At 59.2% G+C, this 17855-nt stretch carries 18 protein-coding genes and 1 tRNA gene; 13 read left to right on the top strand and 6 right to left on the bottom strand.

Annotated features, from left to right (window positions below; all coding sequences use genetic code 11):
* The first annotated feature begins 75 nt into the window (after positions 1-75).
* From KO492_RS13700 to KO492_RS13640, 13 genes are all read left to right on the top strand, one after another.
* Positions 76-537, top strand: coding sequence for an Rrf2 family transcriptional regulator (locus KO492_RS13700; protein WP_066607682.1), 462 nt, complete (start codon positions 76-78; stop codon positions 535-537).
* Between the two features lie 39 nt (positions 538-576).
* Complete coding sequence (locus tag KO492_RS13695; protein ID WP_216045469.1) at positions 577-1626, top strand: cysteine desulfurase family protein; 1050 nt, start codon at positions 577-579, stop codon at positions 1624-1626.
* A gap of 73 nt (positions 1627-1699) precedes the next feature.
* Positions 1700-3241: a Fe-S cluster assembly protein SufB gene (sufB, locus tag KO492_RS13690; protein WP_216045468.1), complete on the top strand. Its 1542-nt coding sequence runs from the start codon at positions 1700-1702 to the stop codon at positions 3239-3241.
* 35 nt (positions 3242-3276) lie between these two features.
* The gene (locus KO492_RS13685) at positions 3277-3588 is read left to right on the top strand and encodes a heavy metal-binding domain-containing protein (RefSeq protein ID WP_216045467.1); all 312 of its coding nucleotides are present in this window, start codon (positions 3277-3279) and stop codon (positions 3586-3588) included.
* Between the two features lie 4 nt (positions 3589-3592).
* The gene (locus KO492_RS13680) at positions 3593-3805 is read left to right on the top strand and encodes a hypothetical protein (protein WP_216045466.1); all 213 of its coding nucleotides are present in this window, start codon (positions 3593-3595) and stop codon (positions 3803-3805) included.
* Position 3806: 1 nt separating this feature from the next.
* Positions 3807-4427: a hypothetical protein gene (locus KO492_RS13675; RefSeq protein WP_216045465.1), complete on the top strand. Its 621-nt coding sequence runs from the start codon at positions 3807-3809 to the stop codon at positions 4425-4427.
* Between the two features lie 96 nt (positions 4428-4523).
* Positions 4524-5078 carry a hypothetical protein gene (locus tag KO492_RS13670; RefSeq protein WP_066607693.1) on the top strand — a complete coding sequence of 185 codons (555 nt, stop codon included), beginning with the start codon at positions 4524-4526 and terminating at the stop codon, positions 5076-5078.
* Between the two features lie 141 nt (positions 5079-5219).
* Complete coding sequence (locus tag KO492_RS13665; RefSeq protein ID WP_216045464.1) at positions 5220-5486, top strand: hypothetical protein; 267 nt, start codon at positions 5220-5222, stop codon at positions 5484-5486.
* 159 nt (positions 5487-5645) lie between these two features.
* Positions 5646-6407, top strand: a complete 762-nt coding sequence (gene sufC, locus KO492_RS13660) for a Fe-S cluster assembly ATPase SufC (protein WP_066607697.1) — start codon at positions 5646-5648, stop codon at positions 6405-6407.
* Positions 6407-7705 (top strand): Fe-S cluster assembly protein SufD, encoded by a 1299-nt coding sequence (gene sufD / locus KO492_RS13655; protein ID WP_216045463.1) that lies wholly within the window; start codon positions 6407-6409, stop codon positions 7703-7705. The genes sufC and sufD overlap by 1 nt, the downstream gene beginning before the upstream one ends.
* Before the next feature lie 7 nt (positions 7706-7712).
* The gene (locus KO492_RS13650; protein WP_216045462.1) at positions 7713-8198 is read left to right on the top strand and encodes a YIP1 family protein; all 486 of its coding nucleotides are present in this window, start codon (positions 7713-7715) and stop codon (positions 8196-8198) included.
* 14 nt (positions 8199-8212) lie between these two features.
* Positions 8213-9430, top strand: a complete 1218-nt coding sequence (locus tag KO492_RS13645; RefSeq protein ID WP_216045461.1) for a cysteine desulfurase — start codon at positions 8213-8215, stop codon at positions 9428-9430.
* An 87-nt stretch (positions 9431-9517) separates the two neighbouring features.
* Positions 9518-9594 (top strand) — tRNA-Arg (locus KO492_RS13640).
* A gap of 2 nt (positions 9595-9596) precedes the next feature.
* Here KO492_RS13640 and KO492_RS13635 read toward each other — a convergent pair.
* From KO492_RS13635 to KO492_RS13610, 6 genes are all read right to left on the bottom strand, one after another.
* Positions 9597-10121 carry a metallophosphoesterase gene (locus KO492_RS13635; protein WP_216045460.1) on the bottom strand — a complete coding sequence of 175 codons (525 nt, stop codon included), beginning with the start codon at positions 10119-10121 and terminating at the stop codon, positions 9597-9599.
* Positions 10122-10184: 63 nt separating this feature from the next.
* Positions 10185-11096 (bottom strand): LysR family transcriptional regulator, encoded by a 912-nt coding sequence (locus KO492_RS13630; RefSeq protein ID WP_216045459.1) that lies wholly within the window; start codon positions 11094-11096, stop codon positions 10185-10187.
* Between the two features lie 14 nt (positions 11097-11110).
* Positions 11111-12118 (bottom strand): ABC transporter ATP-binding protein, encoded by a 1008-nt coding sequence (locus tag KO492_RS13625; protein WP_216045458.1) that lies wholly within the window; start codon positions 12116-12118, stop codon positions 11111-11113.
* 3 nt (positions 12119-12121) lie between these two features.
* Positions 12122-13816, bottom strand: a complete 1695-nt coding sequence (locus KO492_RS13620; RefSeq protein WP_252735569.1) for an ABC transporter permease — start codon at positions 13814-13816, stop codon at positions 12122-12124.
* The gene (locus KO492_RS13615) at positions 13816-14769 is read right to left on the bottom strand and encodes an ABC transporter substrate-binding protein (RefSeq protein ID WP_216045456.1); all 954 of its coding nucleotides are present in this window, start codon (positions 14767-14769) and stop codon (positions 13816-13818) included. Before KO492_RS13615 ends, KO492_RS13620 begins: the two co-directional genes overlap by 1 nt.
* A 402-nt stretch (positions 14770-15171) precedes the next feature.
* Positions 15172-17676, bottom strand: a complete 2505-nt coding sequence (locus KO492_RS13610; protein ID WP_216045455.1) for a cation:proton antiporter — start codon at positions 17674-17676, stop codon at positions 15172-15174.
* Positions 17677-17855 lie beyond the last annotated feature (179 nt).

Here is a 17855-nt window from a genome sequence, read left to right as displayed (position 1 = left end):
TAAGGGCAGGGGCGAAGTGTCGAAAAGCGCGTGGTTTGGCCGGTGGTTTGCCGGAAGCCGCAAAGGAGAACGCAGATGAAACTGTCTACTAAAGGGCGTTACGCCATGGTGGCGCTGGCTGATCTGGCGCTGCAAAAGGAAGGAAGCCTGTTGTCTTTGGCCGATATTGCCAAGCGGCAGGATATTTCGCTGCCCTATCTCGAACAGCTTTTTGTCAAATTGCGTCGTGCCGAACTGGTGTCGTCCGTGCGGGGACCGGGGGGCGGTTACAAGCTTGCCAAACCTGCCTCCGAGATTCGGGTTTCCGACATTATGGAGGCTGTGGACGAGACGGTGTCAGCCATGCACACGGGCGCGGGCGCATCCGGCGGGATTTCCGGTTCGCGGGCGCAGAGCATGACCAACCGCCTGTGGGAAGGTCTTTCCGCGCATGTCTATGTGTTCCTGCATCAGACCCGCCTGTCGGATGTGGTGAAGAACGAATTGCGGCCCTGTCCGGCGGTGCCGAACATTTTCGCCGTTGTGGATGACGAGTGATCCGCTCTTTTTGAGCATTTGAACAGCAAAGGACATCCCGTGAATACCTCCCGCATATATCTCGACTGGAACGCCACCGCGCCGCTGTGTCAGGCTGCGCGAGAGGCGATGATTGCGGCGATGGACGTGGTCGGGAATCCGTCTTCGGTGCATGGCGAGGGCCGTGCGGCGAAAGGGTTGATGGAGCGCGCACGGGCGCAGGTGGCCGAGGCTTTCGGGGCGCAGGGTGCGGATATTGTCTTTACCTCCGGCGCGACCGAGGCGGCGGCTTTGGCGCTGTCGGGGCGTGGATTGCACTGTGCACAGATCGAGCATGAGGCCGTGTCGTCATGGTGTGCTGTCGATTTGCCTGTGGATCGTGCGGGGCGGGTGACGGTTGCGGAGCCGCAAAACAGCGCGCTTCAGTTGGCCAATTCGGAGACCGGAATTCTGCAAGACCTGCCCGAAGGGCTGGCGGTCTGTGACGCGACGCAAGGGTTCGGGAAAATCCCGCTGGCGTTCAACTGGTTGGGCTGCGATATGGCGCTCGTGTCGGCGCACAAGCTGGGCGGGCCGAAAGGCGTGGGCGCTTTGGTGCTCAAGCAGGGGCTGGATGTCGAGGCCGGTATCAAGGGTGGTGGTCAGGAGATGGGGCGCAGAAGTGGCACCGAGAACCTGATCTGCATCGCGGGGTTCGGCGCGGCCGCCGAGATGGCGGCGAAACGTCTGGCGGACGGGCTTTGGGACGAGGTTGCACAAAAACGCGATTATCTCGAATCCCTGATTGCCAACGAGATCGAAGACCCCATCTTTGTGGGGAAGGGTGAAAAACGTTTGCCCAATACGACGAGCCTGATCACGCCCGGCTGGAAGGGCGAGACACAGGTGATGCAGATGGACCTTGCGGGGTTCGCGGTCTCTGCGGGCTCGGCCTGTTCCTCGGGTAAGGTCAGGGCCTCGAAAGTGCTGACCGCGATGGGATATGCCGAAGACGAGGCGGCAAGTGCGCTTCGGGTGTCGATCGGCCCCGAGGTGACGAAAGAAGAATTGGAGCGGTTCGCCACGGCTTGGCTGTCCGCACATGCGCGGTGGAAGAAACGCGCAGCATAAGATGAGGGCCAAACGGGCCCCGCAACGCACATGAGGGGCGCGAGCCTCCAAGACTACGGTAAGGAGTGATCCCATGGTGGATGACGTACAGTTGAAAGATCAGGTCAAGGAAGGCGTCGAGGAAGAAACCGTTGCCGCCGTTCAGGCACTGGCTGGCAAGTATAAATACGGCTGGGACACGGAAATCGAGATGGACTACGCGCCCAAAGGCCTGTCCGAAGATATCGTGCGTCTGATTTCCGCCAAGAACGGAGAGCCGGAATGGATGCTGGAATGGCGTCTGGAGGCCTATCGCCGCTGGGTCACAATGGAAGAGCCCGACTGGGCGATGATCGATTATCCCGAGATCGATTTTCAGGACCAGTATTACTATGCGCGTCCGAAGAGCATGGAAGAAAAGCCCAAGTCTCTGGACGAGGTGGATCCGAAACTTCTGGCGACCTATGAAAAGCTCGGCATTTCGCTGAAAGAGCAGATGATCCTTGCCGGTGTCGAAGGCGCGGGCGAGGTGCCTGCGGACGGGGACAATTCCGAGCGCAAGGTGGCGGTTGATGCGGTGTTTGACTCCGTCTCTGTCGGCACGACCTTCAAGGCTGAGCTGGAAAAGGCCGGCGTTATTTTCTGTTCGATCTCGGAAGCGATCAAAGAGCATCCCGAACTTGTGAAGAAATACCTCGCCTCCGTGGTGCCGGTCTCTGACAATTATTATGCGACGCTCAACTCGGCGGTGTTTTCCGACGGGTCGTTCGTCTACATTCCGCCGAACACGCGTTGCCCGATGGAATTGTCCACCTATTTCCGTATCAATGCGGAGAACACCGGCCAGTTCGAGCGCACGCTGATCATCGCGGACAAGGGGTCCTATGTCTCCTACCTCGAAGGCTGCACCGCGCCGCAACGTGACGTGGCCCAGCTTCACGCCGCAGTCGTCGAGATCGTGATCGAGGAAGACGCCGAGGTGAAATATTCCACGGTGCAAAACTGGTTCCCCGGTGACGAAGAGGGCAAGGGTGGCATCTACAACTTTGTCACCAAACGCGCCGATTGTCGCGGTGACCGCTCCAAGGTGATGTGGACGCAGGTGGAAACCGGCTCAAGCGTGACGTGGAAATACCCGTCCTGCATCCTGCGCGGGGATGACAGTCAGGGTGAATTCTATTCCATCGCTATCACCAACCACCACCAGCAGGCCGATACCGGCACGAAGATGATCCATCTGGGCAAGAACACCCGTTCGCGGATCGTCTCCAAAGGTATCTCGGCTGGCGTGGCGCAGAACACCTATCGCGGTCAGGTCTCCATGCACCCGAAGGCGAAAAACTCGCGCAACTATACGCAATGCGACAGCTTGCTGATCGGCGACAAATGCGGGGCGCATACGGTGCCTTACATCGAGGTGAAGAACAATTCCTCGCGTGTGGAACATGAGGCCACCACTTCGAAAGTGGATGACGAGCAAATGTTCTACTGTCGCCAGCGTGGCATGGACGAGGAAGAGGCCGTGGCGCTGATCGTCAACGGCTTTGCCAAGGAGGTGCTGCAAGCCCTGCCGATGGAATTCGCTATGGAAGCGCAGCAGCTTGTGGCGATTTCTCTGGAAGGGTCGGTTGGCTGATGGCCGGTCCTTGGAAAGGCAAAGGAGATCAAACGATGATCACCACCACCACGCCTTCGGTCGAAGGGCATAAAATCACCACCTATCATGGCATCGTCACCGGCGAGGCCATTATGGGTGCCAATATCGTGCGCGATCTCTTTGCGCAGGTGACCGACATCATCGGCGGGCGCTCCAACGCCTATGAGTCGAAACTCGCCGAAGGGCGGGACACGGCGCTCAGCGAGATGCAGGACAAGGCGCGGGCCATGGGCGCGAATGCGGTCGTGGGGATTGATCTGGATTACGAGGTGATCGGCCAGATGCTTATGGTGTCGGCCTCCGGCACCGCTGTGACGGTGGAGTAAGCAGATGCGTTTCGATCTCTTCCCCATGTTTCTCGCCAGTTCCGCCGGTATCGGCCTTGGTGTCTTTATCGGCGTGTTCATCGGTCTTCTGATGCGTGTGAAGGCGGGCAAGCGGGAAGGGTTGATCATGAACTCTGTCGCGGCGACGTCCTTTCTCGCTTCTGTTGCGGCGCTGGTGCTTTCCGCGCTGATCAAACTCGTGAGCTATTCCGGCTGACATGACCTTGCAAGACGCACATATCGCTTTTGGCTCTCAGGGGCCTGAACTGACCTTCCCCGCGGAGGTCAGGGCGTTTCTGTGCGCGCAATATGATGCGGCGGATGTGATCGTGGAATATGGCTCCGGCGGCTCGACCGCATACGGGGCGGCGCAGGCGGGCAAGACGCTGTATTCCGTTGAAGGCGACAAGGCGTGGCACAAGGCCATGCAGGCGCATTTTGACAGCCATCCGCCCAAGGCCGATCTGCATCTGATCCATGCGGATATTGGCGAGACGGGAGAATGGTCATGGCCCAAGGGCAATGGCAAATGGTTCCGCTATCCGGATTATTGCTTTGGCGTCTGGCAGCGTGAAGACCTCAAATCCCCTGATCTGGTGTTGATTGACGGGCGGTTCCGCACGGGCTGTTTCTTCGCCACGATGACGTCGATCACACGCCCTACGCGGGTTCTGGTCGACGATTTTGTGGGCCGCGAGGACAAATACGGGTTGATGACGGAATTTGTGACCCCGACCGCTTTCCACGGACGGATGGCGCAGTTCGATCTGGAACCGGTCACCACATTGCCTGCGGACAAGCTCTACAGCCTGCTCAAAGCGTTTCAGGGGAAAGCATAATGATGTTCGCCGTCCCCTCCACGCAGAACCTGCCCGATTTTTGCCATGTTTCCTTGGTAAACGGAATGCTTACAAAGTGTTTTAACGGGTATTGGCATGGATCAGAGCCAGGATTTTGTAAGCCGTATGCATCGCGCCTCACGGAGGTCGCGCAAAGGGATCGACGTGGTCGGACCCGCGCAGACACGCACACACGCACGCAACCAGAGGCTCGCCGAGATCCTCGAACGGCATCGCGCAGAGGGCGTGCATCGTGGTCGCTACGAGGAACCGCATCTGAAGATCACACGGGTCGTCTCCTATGTGATGGCCTTCGCTATGGGCGGGCTTGCGGCGATGATCGCACGGGTCTTGCGCTATCAGATTTCCGGCGCGGAGCTTCAGGCCACAGGGGATATGGACTTTGTGATCGACGTGGTCTTTGCCATTTCGATTGCCTTTCTCCTGCGCGAGATCGTGTCACTGTCCGCCGTCAAGCGGATGGGCACACAGCTTGCCGGAATTTTGCTCGCCATCATGACCATGCACAATATGGTCCATGCGATGCCGGAGACCTTCTCGCGTCTGTTCTCGGCGCAATGGGTCGAACATGTCACCGCGACCACGGAACCGAAGACGCTCTATTTTCGCGGGCACAGCTATCACATCTGAACGGCGCGTCTGCGGCGCGGCGTTTGGCTGACGTAAGGTCAGCGGGTTTGGGCGCAAGAATGCCCATGCCGTGCCATGATCTTTCCCAATTTGCCGACCAATCTGCCTTTGACGACAAGGGGATGGAAAGGCAGGGACAAGATGCATCACCAGCACGCGCAATTTGCCGACAGGATCAAGCGGATCGAGGCGGGAGGGGAGAACACCTTTGCGACGGTCTACACGGGGCTTCAGGATGTGAACACGCCGAAGGGCAAGCGGATCTCCGGTGTCAGTCACGGGGCCGTGGCGCAAGACGACATGCCGCGCGCACGATCCCTTTTGCTGGCGGGGCTCAAATCCGGCCTGCTCAAACTCGTCGCCTTGGGCGCGGGACTTCTGGTCTTTCTGAATTTTTCGGGCATCTAAAGCCTTTCGCGATCTCCTCTGACACGGGGTTTTCGGAAACCGCTTTGATCCGATCTGATACGGCGCATCAAAGCGCCTTCGCTTTCAAATCTACAAACGCACAGGCGCCTGCCGGGGGTATATCCCCGTGCGGGCCCTTTTCCGTGAAAGGACAATAATATGTTGGAAATCAAAAACCTCCACGTCAAACTTGAAGAAGAGGACAAGCAAATCCTCAAAGGCGTCGATCTCAAGGTCGGGCCGGGTGAAGTCCATGCCATCATGGGGCCGAACGGCTCGGGCAAATCGACGACCTCCTATGTCATGTCGGGCCGCGACGGCTATGAAGTGACCGAGGGCGAGGTGCTGCTTGACGGGGAAAACCTGCTGGAGATGGAGCCGGAAGAACGCGCCGCTGCGGGTCTGTTCCTTGCTTTCCAATATCCGGTCGAAATTCCCGGCGTGGGCAACATGACCTTCCTGCGCACCGCTGTGAACGCACAACGCAAAGCGCGCGGCGAAGAGGAAATGTCTTCCACGGAATTTCTCAAGGAAATCCGCGCCAAAGCCAAGTCCCTCAAGATCGATTCCGATATGCTCAAACGTCCGGTGAACGTGGGCTTCTCGGGCGGTGAGAAGAAGCGTAACGAGATCTTGCAAATGGCGATGCTGGAGCCGAAGCTCTGCATCCTCGACGAAACCGACTCCGGTCTTGATGTGGACGCGATGAAACTTGTCTCTGACGGTGTGAACGCGCTGCGCGACGGCAAACGCTCTTTCATCGTGATCACCCACTACCAGCGTCTTCTGGATCACATCAAACCGGATGTGGTGCATATCATGTCCAATGGCCGGATCATCAAGACGGGTGGTCCCGAGTTGGCGCTTGAGGTCGAGCATAACGGATATGCCGATCTTCTGGCCGAGGTGGAGGGCGCCTGATGAAACGTGCCGAATTGAAACAACGCAAACTGGACGCCACTAGCGCCCGTGTGGAGGGCATGAGCCTGCCCGCAGGGGCTCCTTGGGCTGATGCGCTGCGTCAGGACGCCTTGAGCCGTCTTCTGGCTATGGGCCTGCCGCAGGGGCGTGACGAATACTGGCGCTGGACCCGTCCTGACACGTTGATCTCCGACGTGCCGACACCTGCTGCGGTGTTTACAGCGACAGAAGCACCGGTGTTTTCCGGTCTTGACCGGATCAAGCTGGTCTTCGTGGATGGTGTTTTTGATGCCGAGGCCTCTGACGCGCTTGAAGGCGTGGGGCTTGAGATCATGCGCCTCACCGATGCACTGTCGAGTGACATCCATTGGGTGAAAGACGCGTACGGCGTGCAGGAGAAAAAGGCGCAAGATCCGGTCGAACGTCCGCTGGCGACGCTCAACACCGCGTTTGCCACCGATGGCGTGGTGATCCGCGCCACAGGCAAGGTCGCGAAACCTGTGTCTCTAGTCTATCTGCATAAGAGCGAAACCTCGGATGCGATTTTGCACCATGTGATCCGCGTGGAAGAAGGTGCCGATCTGACCGTGCTTGAAAACGGTCCGGCGGCGGCACGGTTCAACAAGGTGATGGAAGTCGAAGTGGCCGACAAGGCGGGTTTCCACCACATCCGTGCGCAGGGCCGCGACCATGAACGCCGCGCTGTCACCCATGTCTTCGCCACAATCGGTCGGGAGTCTCTCTTCAAGAGCTTCACCATGACCGCCAATGGCGTGCTGACCCGCAACGAGGTGGTCATCGACATTCAGGGCGACGACTCGATGGCCCATGTGGCCGGTGCGGCGATGGGCGACGGTGATTTCCACCATGACGACACGGTGTTCATCACCCATGACGCCGAGCACTGTGAAAGCCGTCAGGTCTTCAAAAAGGTGCTGCGCAACGGGGCGAAAGGCATTTTCCAAGGCAAAATCCTTGTAAAAGCCGGCGCGCAGAAAACCGATGGCTATCAGATCAGCCAAGGGCTTTTGCTCGATGAGGACAGCCAGTTCCTTGCCAAGCCGGAGTTGGAGATCTACGCCGATGATGTGGCCTGTTCGCATGGCTCCACCGTGGGGGCGATCGACGAGGAGGCGCTGTTCTACCTGCGCTCGCGCGGTGTGCCGACAGGCGATGCGACAGACCTTCTGACGCTGGCCTTCCTTGCCGAAGCTATCGAGGAGATCGAGGACGAGACCATCGCCGAAGACATCCTGAACCGTCTTGAAGGCTGGCTGAAACGCCGCCGCCGGACATGACGGGCTGATGGGCGTCGTTATCGACATTGCGAAAAGTTACCGCGCCCCGCGCGCGGTGCTACGCCACAGGCTTGCAGCGGGGGAGAACGAGGGCAGCGCCCTTGTCACCCTCATGCTGGCCTGCGGGCTGATCTTCGTCGCGCAATGGCCGCGTCTGTCGCGTCTGGCCTTCGAGACCGGTCAGGAGGTGCAGATGCTTATGGGGGCCACGCTGTTGAGCTGGCTCTTCATCATGCCCTTGGTGTTTTACACCCTTGCGGGGGCGATCGGCTTTGTCCTGCGTGCGCTCAAACGTCCGGCGACAGGGTTCGAGACCCGCATGGCGCTGTTCTGGGGGCTGCTCTGTGCCGCCCCTCTGTGGCTCTTGTGGGGGCTGACCGCAGGCTTCGTCGGCCCCGGTGCCGCCACCACGCTGGTGGGCGTTCTGGCGCTGGCTGCATTGATCTACTTCTGGGGCGTTCTGCTTGCCGAAATCGCCCGGAAAGAAACCTGAGAAAGACATTTGACATGTTTGACGTGAACGCCATCCGCGCCGACTTTCCGATCCTGTCCCGCGAGGTCAACGGTCAACCTCTGACCTATCTCGACAACGGGGCCTCCGCGCAAAAGCCGCAGGTGGTGATTGATGCGATCACCAAGGCCTATTCCGATGAATATGCAAATGTTCACAGGGGCTTGCACTACCTCTCCAACCTTGCGACGGACAAGTATGAAAGCGTGCGTTCCAAGGTTGCACGGTTTCTGAACGCAGGGCATGAGGACGAGATTGTTTTCAATTCCGGCACCACCGAAGGGATCAACATGGTCTCTTACGCTTGGGCCGCGCCGAGGCTTGAGGCGGGCGACGAGATTGTGCTCTCTGTCCTCGAACATCACGCCAATATCGTGCCGTGGAACTTCCTGCGCGAACGGCAGGGTGTTGTCCTCAAATGGGTTGATTGTGCGCCTGACGGATCGCTTGATCCGCAGGATGTGATCGACGCTATGGGACCGAAAACCAAACTCGTGGCCATCACCCATATGTCCAATGTGACCGGCACGCGTGTGGATGTGAAAACCATCTGTCATGCGGCGCGGGAGCGCGGGATTGCCACATTGGTGGACGGCTCGCAGGCCTCTGTCCACGGCCCCGTCGATGTGCAGGACATCGGTTGCGACTTTTATCCGGTCACCGGCCACAAGCTCTACGGCCCCTCCGGCTCCGGTGCGATCTATATCCGTGCCGAACGTCAGGCGGAGATGCGCCCCTTCCTCGGCGGCGGCGACATGATCGATACGGTGACGAAAGATGCCGTGACCTATGCCAAAGCCCCGCTGAAATTCGAAGCGGGCACACCGGGGATTGTCCAGACCATCGGCATGGGGGTGGCTCTGGATTACCTCATGAAGATTGGCATGGAGAACATCGCCGCCCATGAGGCCATGCTGGCCCGCTATGCGGCGGAGCGGTTGCAAAACCTCAACTGGCTCACAGTGCAGGGTACGACAGCGGACAAGGGCGCGATTTTCTCCTTCACGATGGAAGGGGCACATCCCCATGATATTTCCACCGTTCTGGACAAAAAGGGTGTCGCTGTTCGTGCTGGCAGCCATTGTGCCATGCCCCTGATGGAGCATCTCGGCGTCACCGCCACCTGCCGCGCCTCCTTTGCCATGTATAACACCACCGAAGAGGTGGATCGTCTGGTCGAGGCGCTGGAACTTTGCCGCGAGTTTTTCGGGTAGGCCCGAAACCGTCATAGAGGCGCGGAAAACAGATTGCGCGCCTCTTCAGCATCGCCTATAGACGGGGCCACCGAGACATCGGTCAGTGCACCTTTAGCTCAGCTGGATAGAGCGCTGCCCTCCGAAGGCAGAGGCCAGAGGTTCGAATCCTCTAAGGTGCACCACTTCACTTCTCCCGCCGGTGTAAGATGTCCGCGATGACTTCTTCGAAGTTCAATGGCGCATAGCCTGTCTGTTCGACGCTCACGCAGAGATGCTGTGCGGTCGGTGCGGGTTTGTTGTGTAGATGGCCGTGGATGTTGGTGTCAAATCGTGCTCCCAATCCGCTGCGGAGGGAGAGGTCGATGGGCAGATGGGTCAACACGATTCCCGCATCATCCATAGCCTTCCAGAGCGAAATGGTTGTGAATGTGCGCGCCAGAGCAGGGCACAACGGGTTGTCGTGATTGCCGAGGAGCAAGTGCTTTTTCCCGTTGAGACGTGCGAGCATGTCGCACCCGTCTCCGATACAGACATCCCCGAGATGTAGCACCTCATCGTCAGGGCCAATACATGTATTCCAGTTATCCGCCAAGCATTCATTCATCTCGCTCACGGTTTCAAAGCCGCGTGCGGTTTTTCCTTGAGCGAGGCCGGAACCGATCAAGCTGCCGTCTCCGAAATGCGTATCGGAGATAATCCATGTTGTCATGTTCTGTTCCTCAAGGCGTTTCGGAGCGTGTGTTTCCGTGCGGGCTGGGCTGTTCCGAAGGTGTCAGTCTGCATCGGGTTTGGAACCGGCGCGCAGTTTTTTGGTGAGATACTTGGCAAGTTTAGCAGCTGCGGGGGACAGGGTTCGCCCGTGCAGCTTAACCAGCCGGACATTTGCCGGTTTCATTTTCCTGATCCTGAGCAGGACCACATTGCTGGCCTCATCTTCTTCACTCTGTTCATAGAGCGAGAGGCCAAAGGTGATGAGCCCGCCGTTTCGACAGGCACCAGCGATGGAGGCGTAGGTGTTGCTCTCGACGGCGGGGGTCAGATAGACGTTCTCCAAATTGGCTTGTCGATCCAGCATGAGCCGCAGTCCGGAACCTTGCGGTGGCAAGACAACACGGTGCTTGGCTATCTCGGCAAGGCTCACCTCTCCAGCGCTGGCAAGCGGGTGCGTCGCAGAGACCACGGCAAAGATTTCCTGTTCGGCCATGCCCAGCACCGAGAGATCCGCATGGTCTGGCAGGTTGAGACAGAGACCGATGTCGGAATGGAACTCTTGGAGGTCCGTCAGAGCGCGCGCCGAAGATGAATGGTTGATCGCCACGGTCACTTTCGGGTTCTTCAACTGGAATCTTGCCAGATGCACGGGAAGGAAACTTTCCAGCACCGATTGACTGGCGCAGATGCGCACATGGCCGCTGGTGGCTTTTTTGATCGCCTGCAATTCGCTGCGCAGTTTCTCCATCTCGGCAAGCTGGCTGCGGGCATAAACCGCGAGATATTGCCCCGACGGGTTGAGGCGCAGGCCCTTGGATGTGCGTTCAAACAGGTCCACGCCGAAATGCGCCTCAAGCGCCAGAATTTTGCGACTGAGCGCGGAGGGTGTCAGCGACATGTGCTCCGCCGCCTTGCGGATGGAGCGGAACTGCACAATGGCGTCGAGGATTTTCAGGTCATTGAGGCTTTGCATGGGCGTGCGTCTCGTTAAGCCGACAGGGGCACGACATGTTCATGCGAAATGCGCAATTCGATGTGCTCCACAGGCGCAGGCCGCGTTTCGGAAAAGAACGTAAGGCTTTGCCCCTGCGTCTCGACCTTGATTTCAAAGCGGCCATCGATGAACACCATGTCTTGAAACCGCGCCGTTATATCGCCGTGTTCCGGCACGATGTGCAGGGCGTTGCGCGGCACGAGAACCCAGTCTGTCTCCCAAGCCTCTGCAAATGAGGCCCGCGTGCCTGTGGTCAGAACATCGCGCGGCACGATATTGCCCGCGTTCACGAATTTGGCGATGCCGACGGTCTTGGGCTGGGAGAAGATGTCCAAAGGTGCACCGACTTGTTGAATCTGACCGCCTGCCATGACGGCGATCCGGTCGGAGAGGATCTGCGCCTCGCGCCGGTCATGGGTGACGTTGATACAGGTCAGGCCGAACTGTTTGGCCAGTTTGCGGATTTCATGCCCCAGATCGTCGCGCAGGTTTGAATCGAGGCTGGCGAGTGGTTCGTCGAGCAGGATGACCTTGGGCGACAGTGCGAGCGCACGGGCAATCCCGACACGCTGACGTTGGCCGCCGGACAGTTGGCGAGGATATTTTCCCGCATGGGCCGACATTTGCACTTGCCCCAGAACTTCCGCCACGCGTGGAGCAATATCGTCTTTGGCCCAGCCATAGCTGCGCAGAGGAAAGGCGATGTTTTCGTCAATGGTAAGATGCGGCCACAGCGCATGGTCCTGAAAGACGAAGCCGAACTGACGCGCTTGGGTGGGGACAAACCGGCTGTGCGCGGGCTCATCCAGAGCCGTGCCGTTATAGGTAAGGCGCCCCGAGTCTGCGTGCTCCAGCCCTGCGATGATCCGCAGCAAGGTGGATTTCCCACAGCCGGATTCGCCCAGAAGGGTGACAAATTCCCCCTCCATGATCTCCAGATCAATGCCTTTCAAAATCTCGGTCTGTCCAAAGCGTTTACGCAGGTTCTGAATATGGATCACGGGTCACTGACCTTTCTCTGATCGGAAACGGTTGAGGGCATGGCCCAGAGCAATGAAGCTGCCGGAAATCGTAACCGAGACAATGCTCATTGCCATGGCTGTATTGACAGAGCCTTGGTCGAATTGGTGGAAGACAAAGGTGGAGACGGTCTCGAACCCCGGCGGTGTCAGGAGCAACGAGGTCACAAGCTCGCGCGAGGCGATGGAAAACACGATAAAGCCGGAGGCCACCGAGACGCCGAGCAGGGCCGGACCGTTGACGCGCAAGATCACGCCCAGATCACTGGCGCCATAGACCACGGCGGCGTCCTGCATCGACATGGGCAGTTGGCGCAGGGTGCTGGTGATCATACGCACCGGATAGGGCAGCATGATGCAGGTATAGGCCAGAAGCATCACCCACCATGTGTTGTAAGGCGTCCAAGGCCAGAACGCCTGATTCCAGACAAGGATCAATCCGACAGCTACGGTCATAGCGGGGATGGCATTGGGCAGGGTCAGTAGAAAATCCAGAGGCCCCGAGAGCACCGTGCGCCATCTGACGATGAAGAACGCCGCCAGAATACCGATGCTCACGGTGACAAGCGCGGTGACACTCGCCAGATGAAGGCTTGTGCCGATTGCGCCGAGGGCTTCTTCATGGGTGGTGAACAGTTCGATAAAGGCTTTGAAGCTCAGATTGGACCGGACCAGCCCGCCGGACATGCGCTCCATCATCGCGCTGAGCAGGATGGACAGAAGTGGTAGCGCGACGGCGACAAAGGCGAGTATGCCAAGGGCGATGTGACTTGCCACAGTGCTCAGCGGGCCAAGTTGTGACCGGTGCGAAGGGTTTTGCACCTCGTCCACGGATGTGGCGACCCTTTGTGTCAGGCGCAAGTGCAGATAATAGGCGCAAAGGGCGATGGCGATGAGGATCAGCGACAGCACAGACGCGCCGGGCAGGTCAATCGGCCAATCGCTGAGTTTTTCGTGAATATAGGTCACGACAAAATCGATGCCGACCCGCCGGCCGAGAATTTCGGCGGTGCCGAATTCTTCGACGGTCATGATGAAGACCAGAAGATTGCTCGATACAATGGCGGCGCCCACAAGTGGCAAGACGATGCGAAAAAGGCGGCGCAGGGGATTGGCGCCGAAGACGCGCGCCACGTCGTCATATCGCTGCCCGACGATCTGCAAGGCACTGGAGGTCGTGAAATAGACAATCGGGAAGAGGTTGAGCGCCATGACCATGACGATGCCGAAAAAGCTGTAGAGCACGGCGCTAAGGTTGAAACCGAGGATTTGTTCGACGAAACCGTTGCGCTGGCCCAGCTGGATCCATGCAAAAGCGCCGGTAAAGGGCGGGATCAGGAAGGGCACAAGGAACAAAACATCCCAGACCGCGCCGCGCCGCCCGAGCCGGACGCGCAACAGGGCGGCAGAGACAGCCAGCAGGGTCGAGAGCGCGCAAACGCAAAGCGCGAGCGAGACAGAATTGAACACGGCTTGCACAAGGCGCGGATCATCAAGATGCGGTGCGAGGTTGCTGAGGGCGCCGACAAAGGACAGGGCATTCAGTTTCGGGAAAATGGCAAAAAGAATGATCGCCAGAATGGGCAGGGCGACGATGACAAAGGCCAGCCCCATCGTGGCAAGGAAAAGGGAGGCGCGTATTGCGCCTCCTGTCGTTTTATGTGCCGAGGCAGGCGTCATCACTCAACAGCCGCTTTGAAAGCCGCGATGGTGTCTTCGGACTCGGCTGCCGCTTTGACGTAATCGAAATCGATCAGCGAAAGCTCGTCCCAACCGGCGCGTTTGGAGGAGATGTCGGTGCGCGCAGGCAGGATCATGCGATCGGCAACCAGTGCCTGACCTTCGTCGGAGAGAACAAAGTCCATGAACTGCTTGGCTTCATCGGCTTGGTCGGTGGTGGCGGGGATCATGATCGGACGCGGGGCCAGAACAGTGCCGCTTTCGGGGTAGACCACTTCAATGGCTTCCCCTTTGGCTTTCTGACCGAGGGCGATGTAGTCCACGGCACCGAACACAACGCCGCGCGCGCCGGAAAGAACGGGGTTCAGGGCCGCTGCGTTCGCGCCGGGGACGATCATGCCGTTGTCTTTCAGTGCGCCCATCAGCGACCATGCCGCATCGGCGTCCTGACTTGCCAGACCTTGCACCAGAGACAGCGCCGCACCGGAGGCGGAGGGATCGGGCATGGTCACCATGTCTTTGTAAGCCTCATCAGTCAGATCGGACCATTCGGCCGGAGCGGGCAGACCCAGCGAGGTGTTGTAGACCATCGCAATCGCGGCGGCACCCTGAGCAACATAGTCTTCGGTTTTCAGCGACGCTGGCACCGTGTCGGCGTTGGGCGAGGTGTAAGGCAGCAATTCTCCCGCATCACTGAGGGTGATGGCATGGCCCCATGAGGCGGAGATCAGCACATCGGCCTGAGGGTTGGCTTTTTCGGCTTCGTAGCGGGCCATCACCTTACCGGAGGTGGACTGGAACAGGTTGACCGTGATGCCGGTCTTGGCGGTAAAGGCTTCTGCCAGAGCAGCAGACAGGGGTTTCGGGCCTGCGCTATAGACGGTCAGGTCGTCGGCAGAGGCGGCGGCTGCGGCCATCATGACAATGGCGGATGTCGCGATCTTTTTGAACATGGGTAGGCTCCTTCGAGAGGGAAATGAGAGGAAACAGGTCTCGGCTCGTTGCGCCTTTGCTATGCGAAACGCCCCCGTGTCTCGCAATATCAGGCATCAGGGAATTCGGCGTGGATCGTCCCGAAAATCGGGACAGAGAGCGTTTCCAATACCACCGGAATGTAACAGGGGTTTGAAGAAGTCTGAGGAAATGCAGGAGTTTTACGCGATTCTATTCATTGAACCGCACAGCTTTGTGTGCGTTCCGAAGAGGGAGCGCACGCGCGCCTGTGCCGATTTTTGTGACAGTTTTGTGATGGTGGCCGTGCACGCGCGGAGAGGTCCGCCGCAAGGCGCGAAGCCAGGCCGCAGATGTGGCGAATGGCGCGGCGCGTTCAGACAGATACCGAAAAACGCTCCGGCTCAGACCTCGGGATGAAGCAGCTCGTCTATATCGATCCCGCGCTTTTCGGCGCTTTCTTTGAGTGCTTGTTGCAGGGCCGTGCTGCGCTCCAGAAGGCGGCGGAATTTCTGTTCGTTGAGCCGCAAAAGTGTGGTGGGCGCGATGGTGCGGACATCGGCGCGGCGGGCTTTGTTGCGTGTCATGGCCATAAGCCCGAACATATCTCCGCGCCCGAGCCGCCATGTTTGCGCGGCCCTTTGAAGTTCAACCGCACCGGAGGCGATAAAATAGACGCTTTTGTCGGCGCTGTTCTTGCGCAGGATGATCTCTCCGGCCTTGGCGTAGCGGGTCTGGAAGGCGCGGGCGAGGGTCTTGATCTCGGCGTCATCCATTTCGGAAAAGAGCGGGAATTGCCGCACCAGTTCGATCCGCTGCAAGGCGATGTCGAGCGTGGGGCGTGCCTCGTCTTTTGCGCGTTTCTCTGCGAGATCCTGCATCAGCTTGGTAAAAACCTCGGCCCCGATCATCCCGTCTTCGCGCATGGCGGTATATTCCTGCTCCTCAAGGCGCAGCGTGGTGCGGCGGATAAACCGGCGTTCCAGTTTTTCGGCATAACCGGGGTATTGCAGGCGCAGCCCTTCAAAGGCGGTTTCCATTGTCTCCACCCGTCGCGCCAGCATCTCGCGCAGCAACTCGGCAATGCGTCGCCCGTGAATCCGGCGGATACGACCGCTGATGAACCGGTCCATGTCACGCAGAACCAGTCTTTGGGACAGGAGCAGTTCGAACCGGTCTGCGGTCATACGTGCGAGCGGGCCCGAAATCTGCAAGCGATTGTGCAGGAAGTCCGCCACGCGAAAGCCGGGGCCGTAGGCAATGCTGCGTTTTGCGGCTCTTTGGTAGCCGTTGCGGCCTCCGACGCGGGCGTTTTCGATGAGTTGATCGGCATCGCTCAGCAGTTGTTCGGCCATGCGTGCGGAGATCGTTTTTTCGCGCAGACGTAGCAAAATCGTGTCGCGCTCGTGACCGGCCAGCGCGATCAGGCCGAGCGTGACGCGGTCTTTGTCCAGAATGTCGGCCCCGTCTTCGGTGGACTGGATGGCCTTTTCAAGACGCCCGCCAAACCGTTTGGCCTCCGCGCGCACAATGTCCTGACTCAGGTCGTAATTGCTTGTGATCTCGGCAACTTTCTCGCGCACGGTCTGGAGCGAGACTGCGACAACCTGACGGGAGAGTGCTTCGTCAATCGGTGAGAGCTGATCCAAACCGAGCTTCTTGATGACCCAGCGCAGGGTTGTCCCTTGCACGACCAGCGTGAACAGGGTGAAGCCGGTGGCAAGGATGCCGACGAGACGCTGGATGTCGTCGGGGACGCGCAGGCTTTCGGTCACGGCCAGCGCAAGCGCCAGCGTCACAGCACCACGCAGCCCGCCCCAGAGCATGGCCACGCGGTAGGGGCGTTCGACCACGGGGGAGAGTTTCAGGAAGGACAGCAGCGGCAGCAGACCATAGAGGATCAGGGCGCGGGCGACGACGGCGGCAAGCACCACCACGCCGATCAGGGTGATGTCCGAGAGCCGCACTTCTTCGAGCAGGCGCGGGATCAGCAGGGCGGCAAGAATAAAGATCAACGCACCCGCCCAATGCGCCAGAATGTTCCAGAGTTCGCGCAGATTGGCCCATGACTGCGGCGGTAGCCGTCCGGGGGCGGTGAGGTTGAGGGTCAGCCCTGCTGCGACCACCGCAATCACACCGGAGGCTCCGACGCTTTGTTCCGCTCCGATATAGACGAGATAGGGCAGGGCGACGGAGATCGAGAGTTGTGCTAGTTCGTGATTGGCAAAGATCGCCATAAGCCAGACCGCAACCCGCGCCAGAATCCAGCCAGTCAGCGCGCCGCCGACGATCAGGACGGGAAACTGGGCAAGGGCATCTGACAGTTTCGGGTCGGGCTGACCCAGTGTTACAAAGCCCATGAAGAGGCCGAAAAGGGCGATGGCGGCGGCGTCGTTGAGGAGGCTTTCGCCTTCGATGATGCGGGCGAGGCGGCGCGGGGCGGAGACGGAGCGGAAGATCGAGACCACCGCCGAAGGGTCTGTGGTGGAGACAATCGCGCCGATCAGCAGACAGGCCGCCAGTGGCATGGAACTGACCATCGACAGCGCATAGCCGACGCTCAAGGTGGCCACGACCACCGCGACGATGGCAAGCATCAGAATGGGCACCCAGTCGTCGATCATCCGGCGCAGGTTCATCCCCAGCGTGGCCTGAAACAGCAGGGTCGGCAGGAAGACGTAGAGAAAGACGTTGGAGCGGATCGGCAGGGCTAAAATCGCTTCTGCAACGGGGTTTAGCGCATCTGTGAGGTCCGTGCGCAGAAAGAAAATCGCCCCCATACCGATCAGAATCCCCAAGGCCGCGAGGATCACACTGAAGGGCAGACGCAAGCGCACGGCGAGGGGTTCGGCAAGACCGATGACAAGAAAAAGCGCAGAGATAATGGCGGTGATGAGAACGATATCCATAGAATCTGAATAGCAGATTGAGCGCCGTGTGCATGTGAAAAATCCGGCAGTTTCACATCTGTGAAGACAGTTTTTTCGCAGACCTCCCGATGCCGGTTGCACAGCCTTGAAGCGGGCCTGAAGGACGGTCTGATTTGTGTCGGCTTCGCGTCGGACACGTGTCGGGCATTTTGTCGGGT

Source organism: Celeribacter halophilus (genome assembly GCF_018860305.1).
GTDB lineage: Bacteria > Pseudomonadota > Alphaproteobacteria > Rhodobacterales > Rhodobacteraceae > Celeribacter > Celeribacter halophilus_A.
The sequence above is the reverse complement of the archived record's forward strand: the minus strand, read 5'-3'. Positions and strand labels throughout refer to the sequence as shown.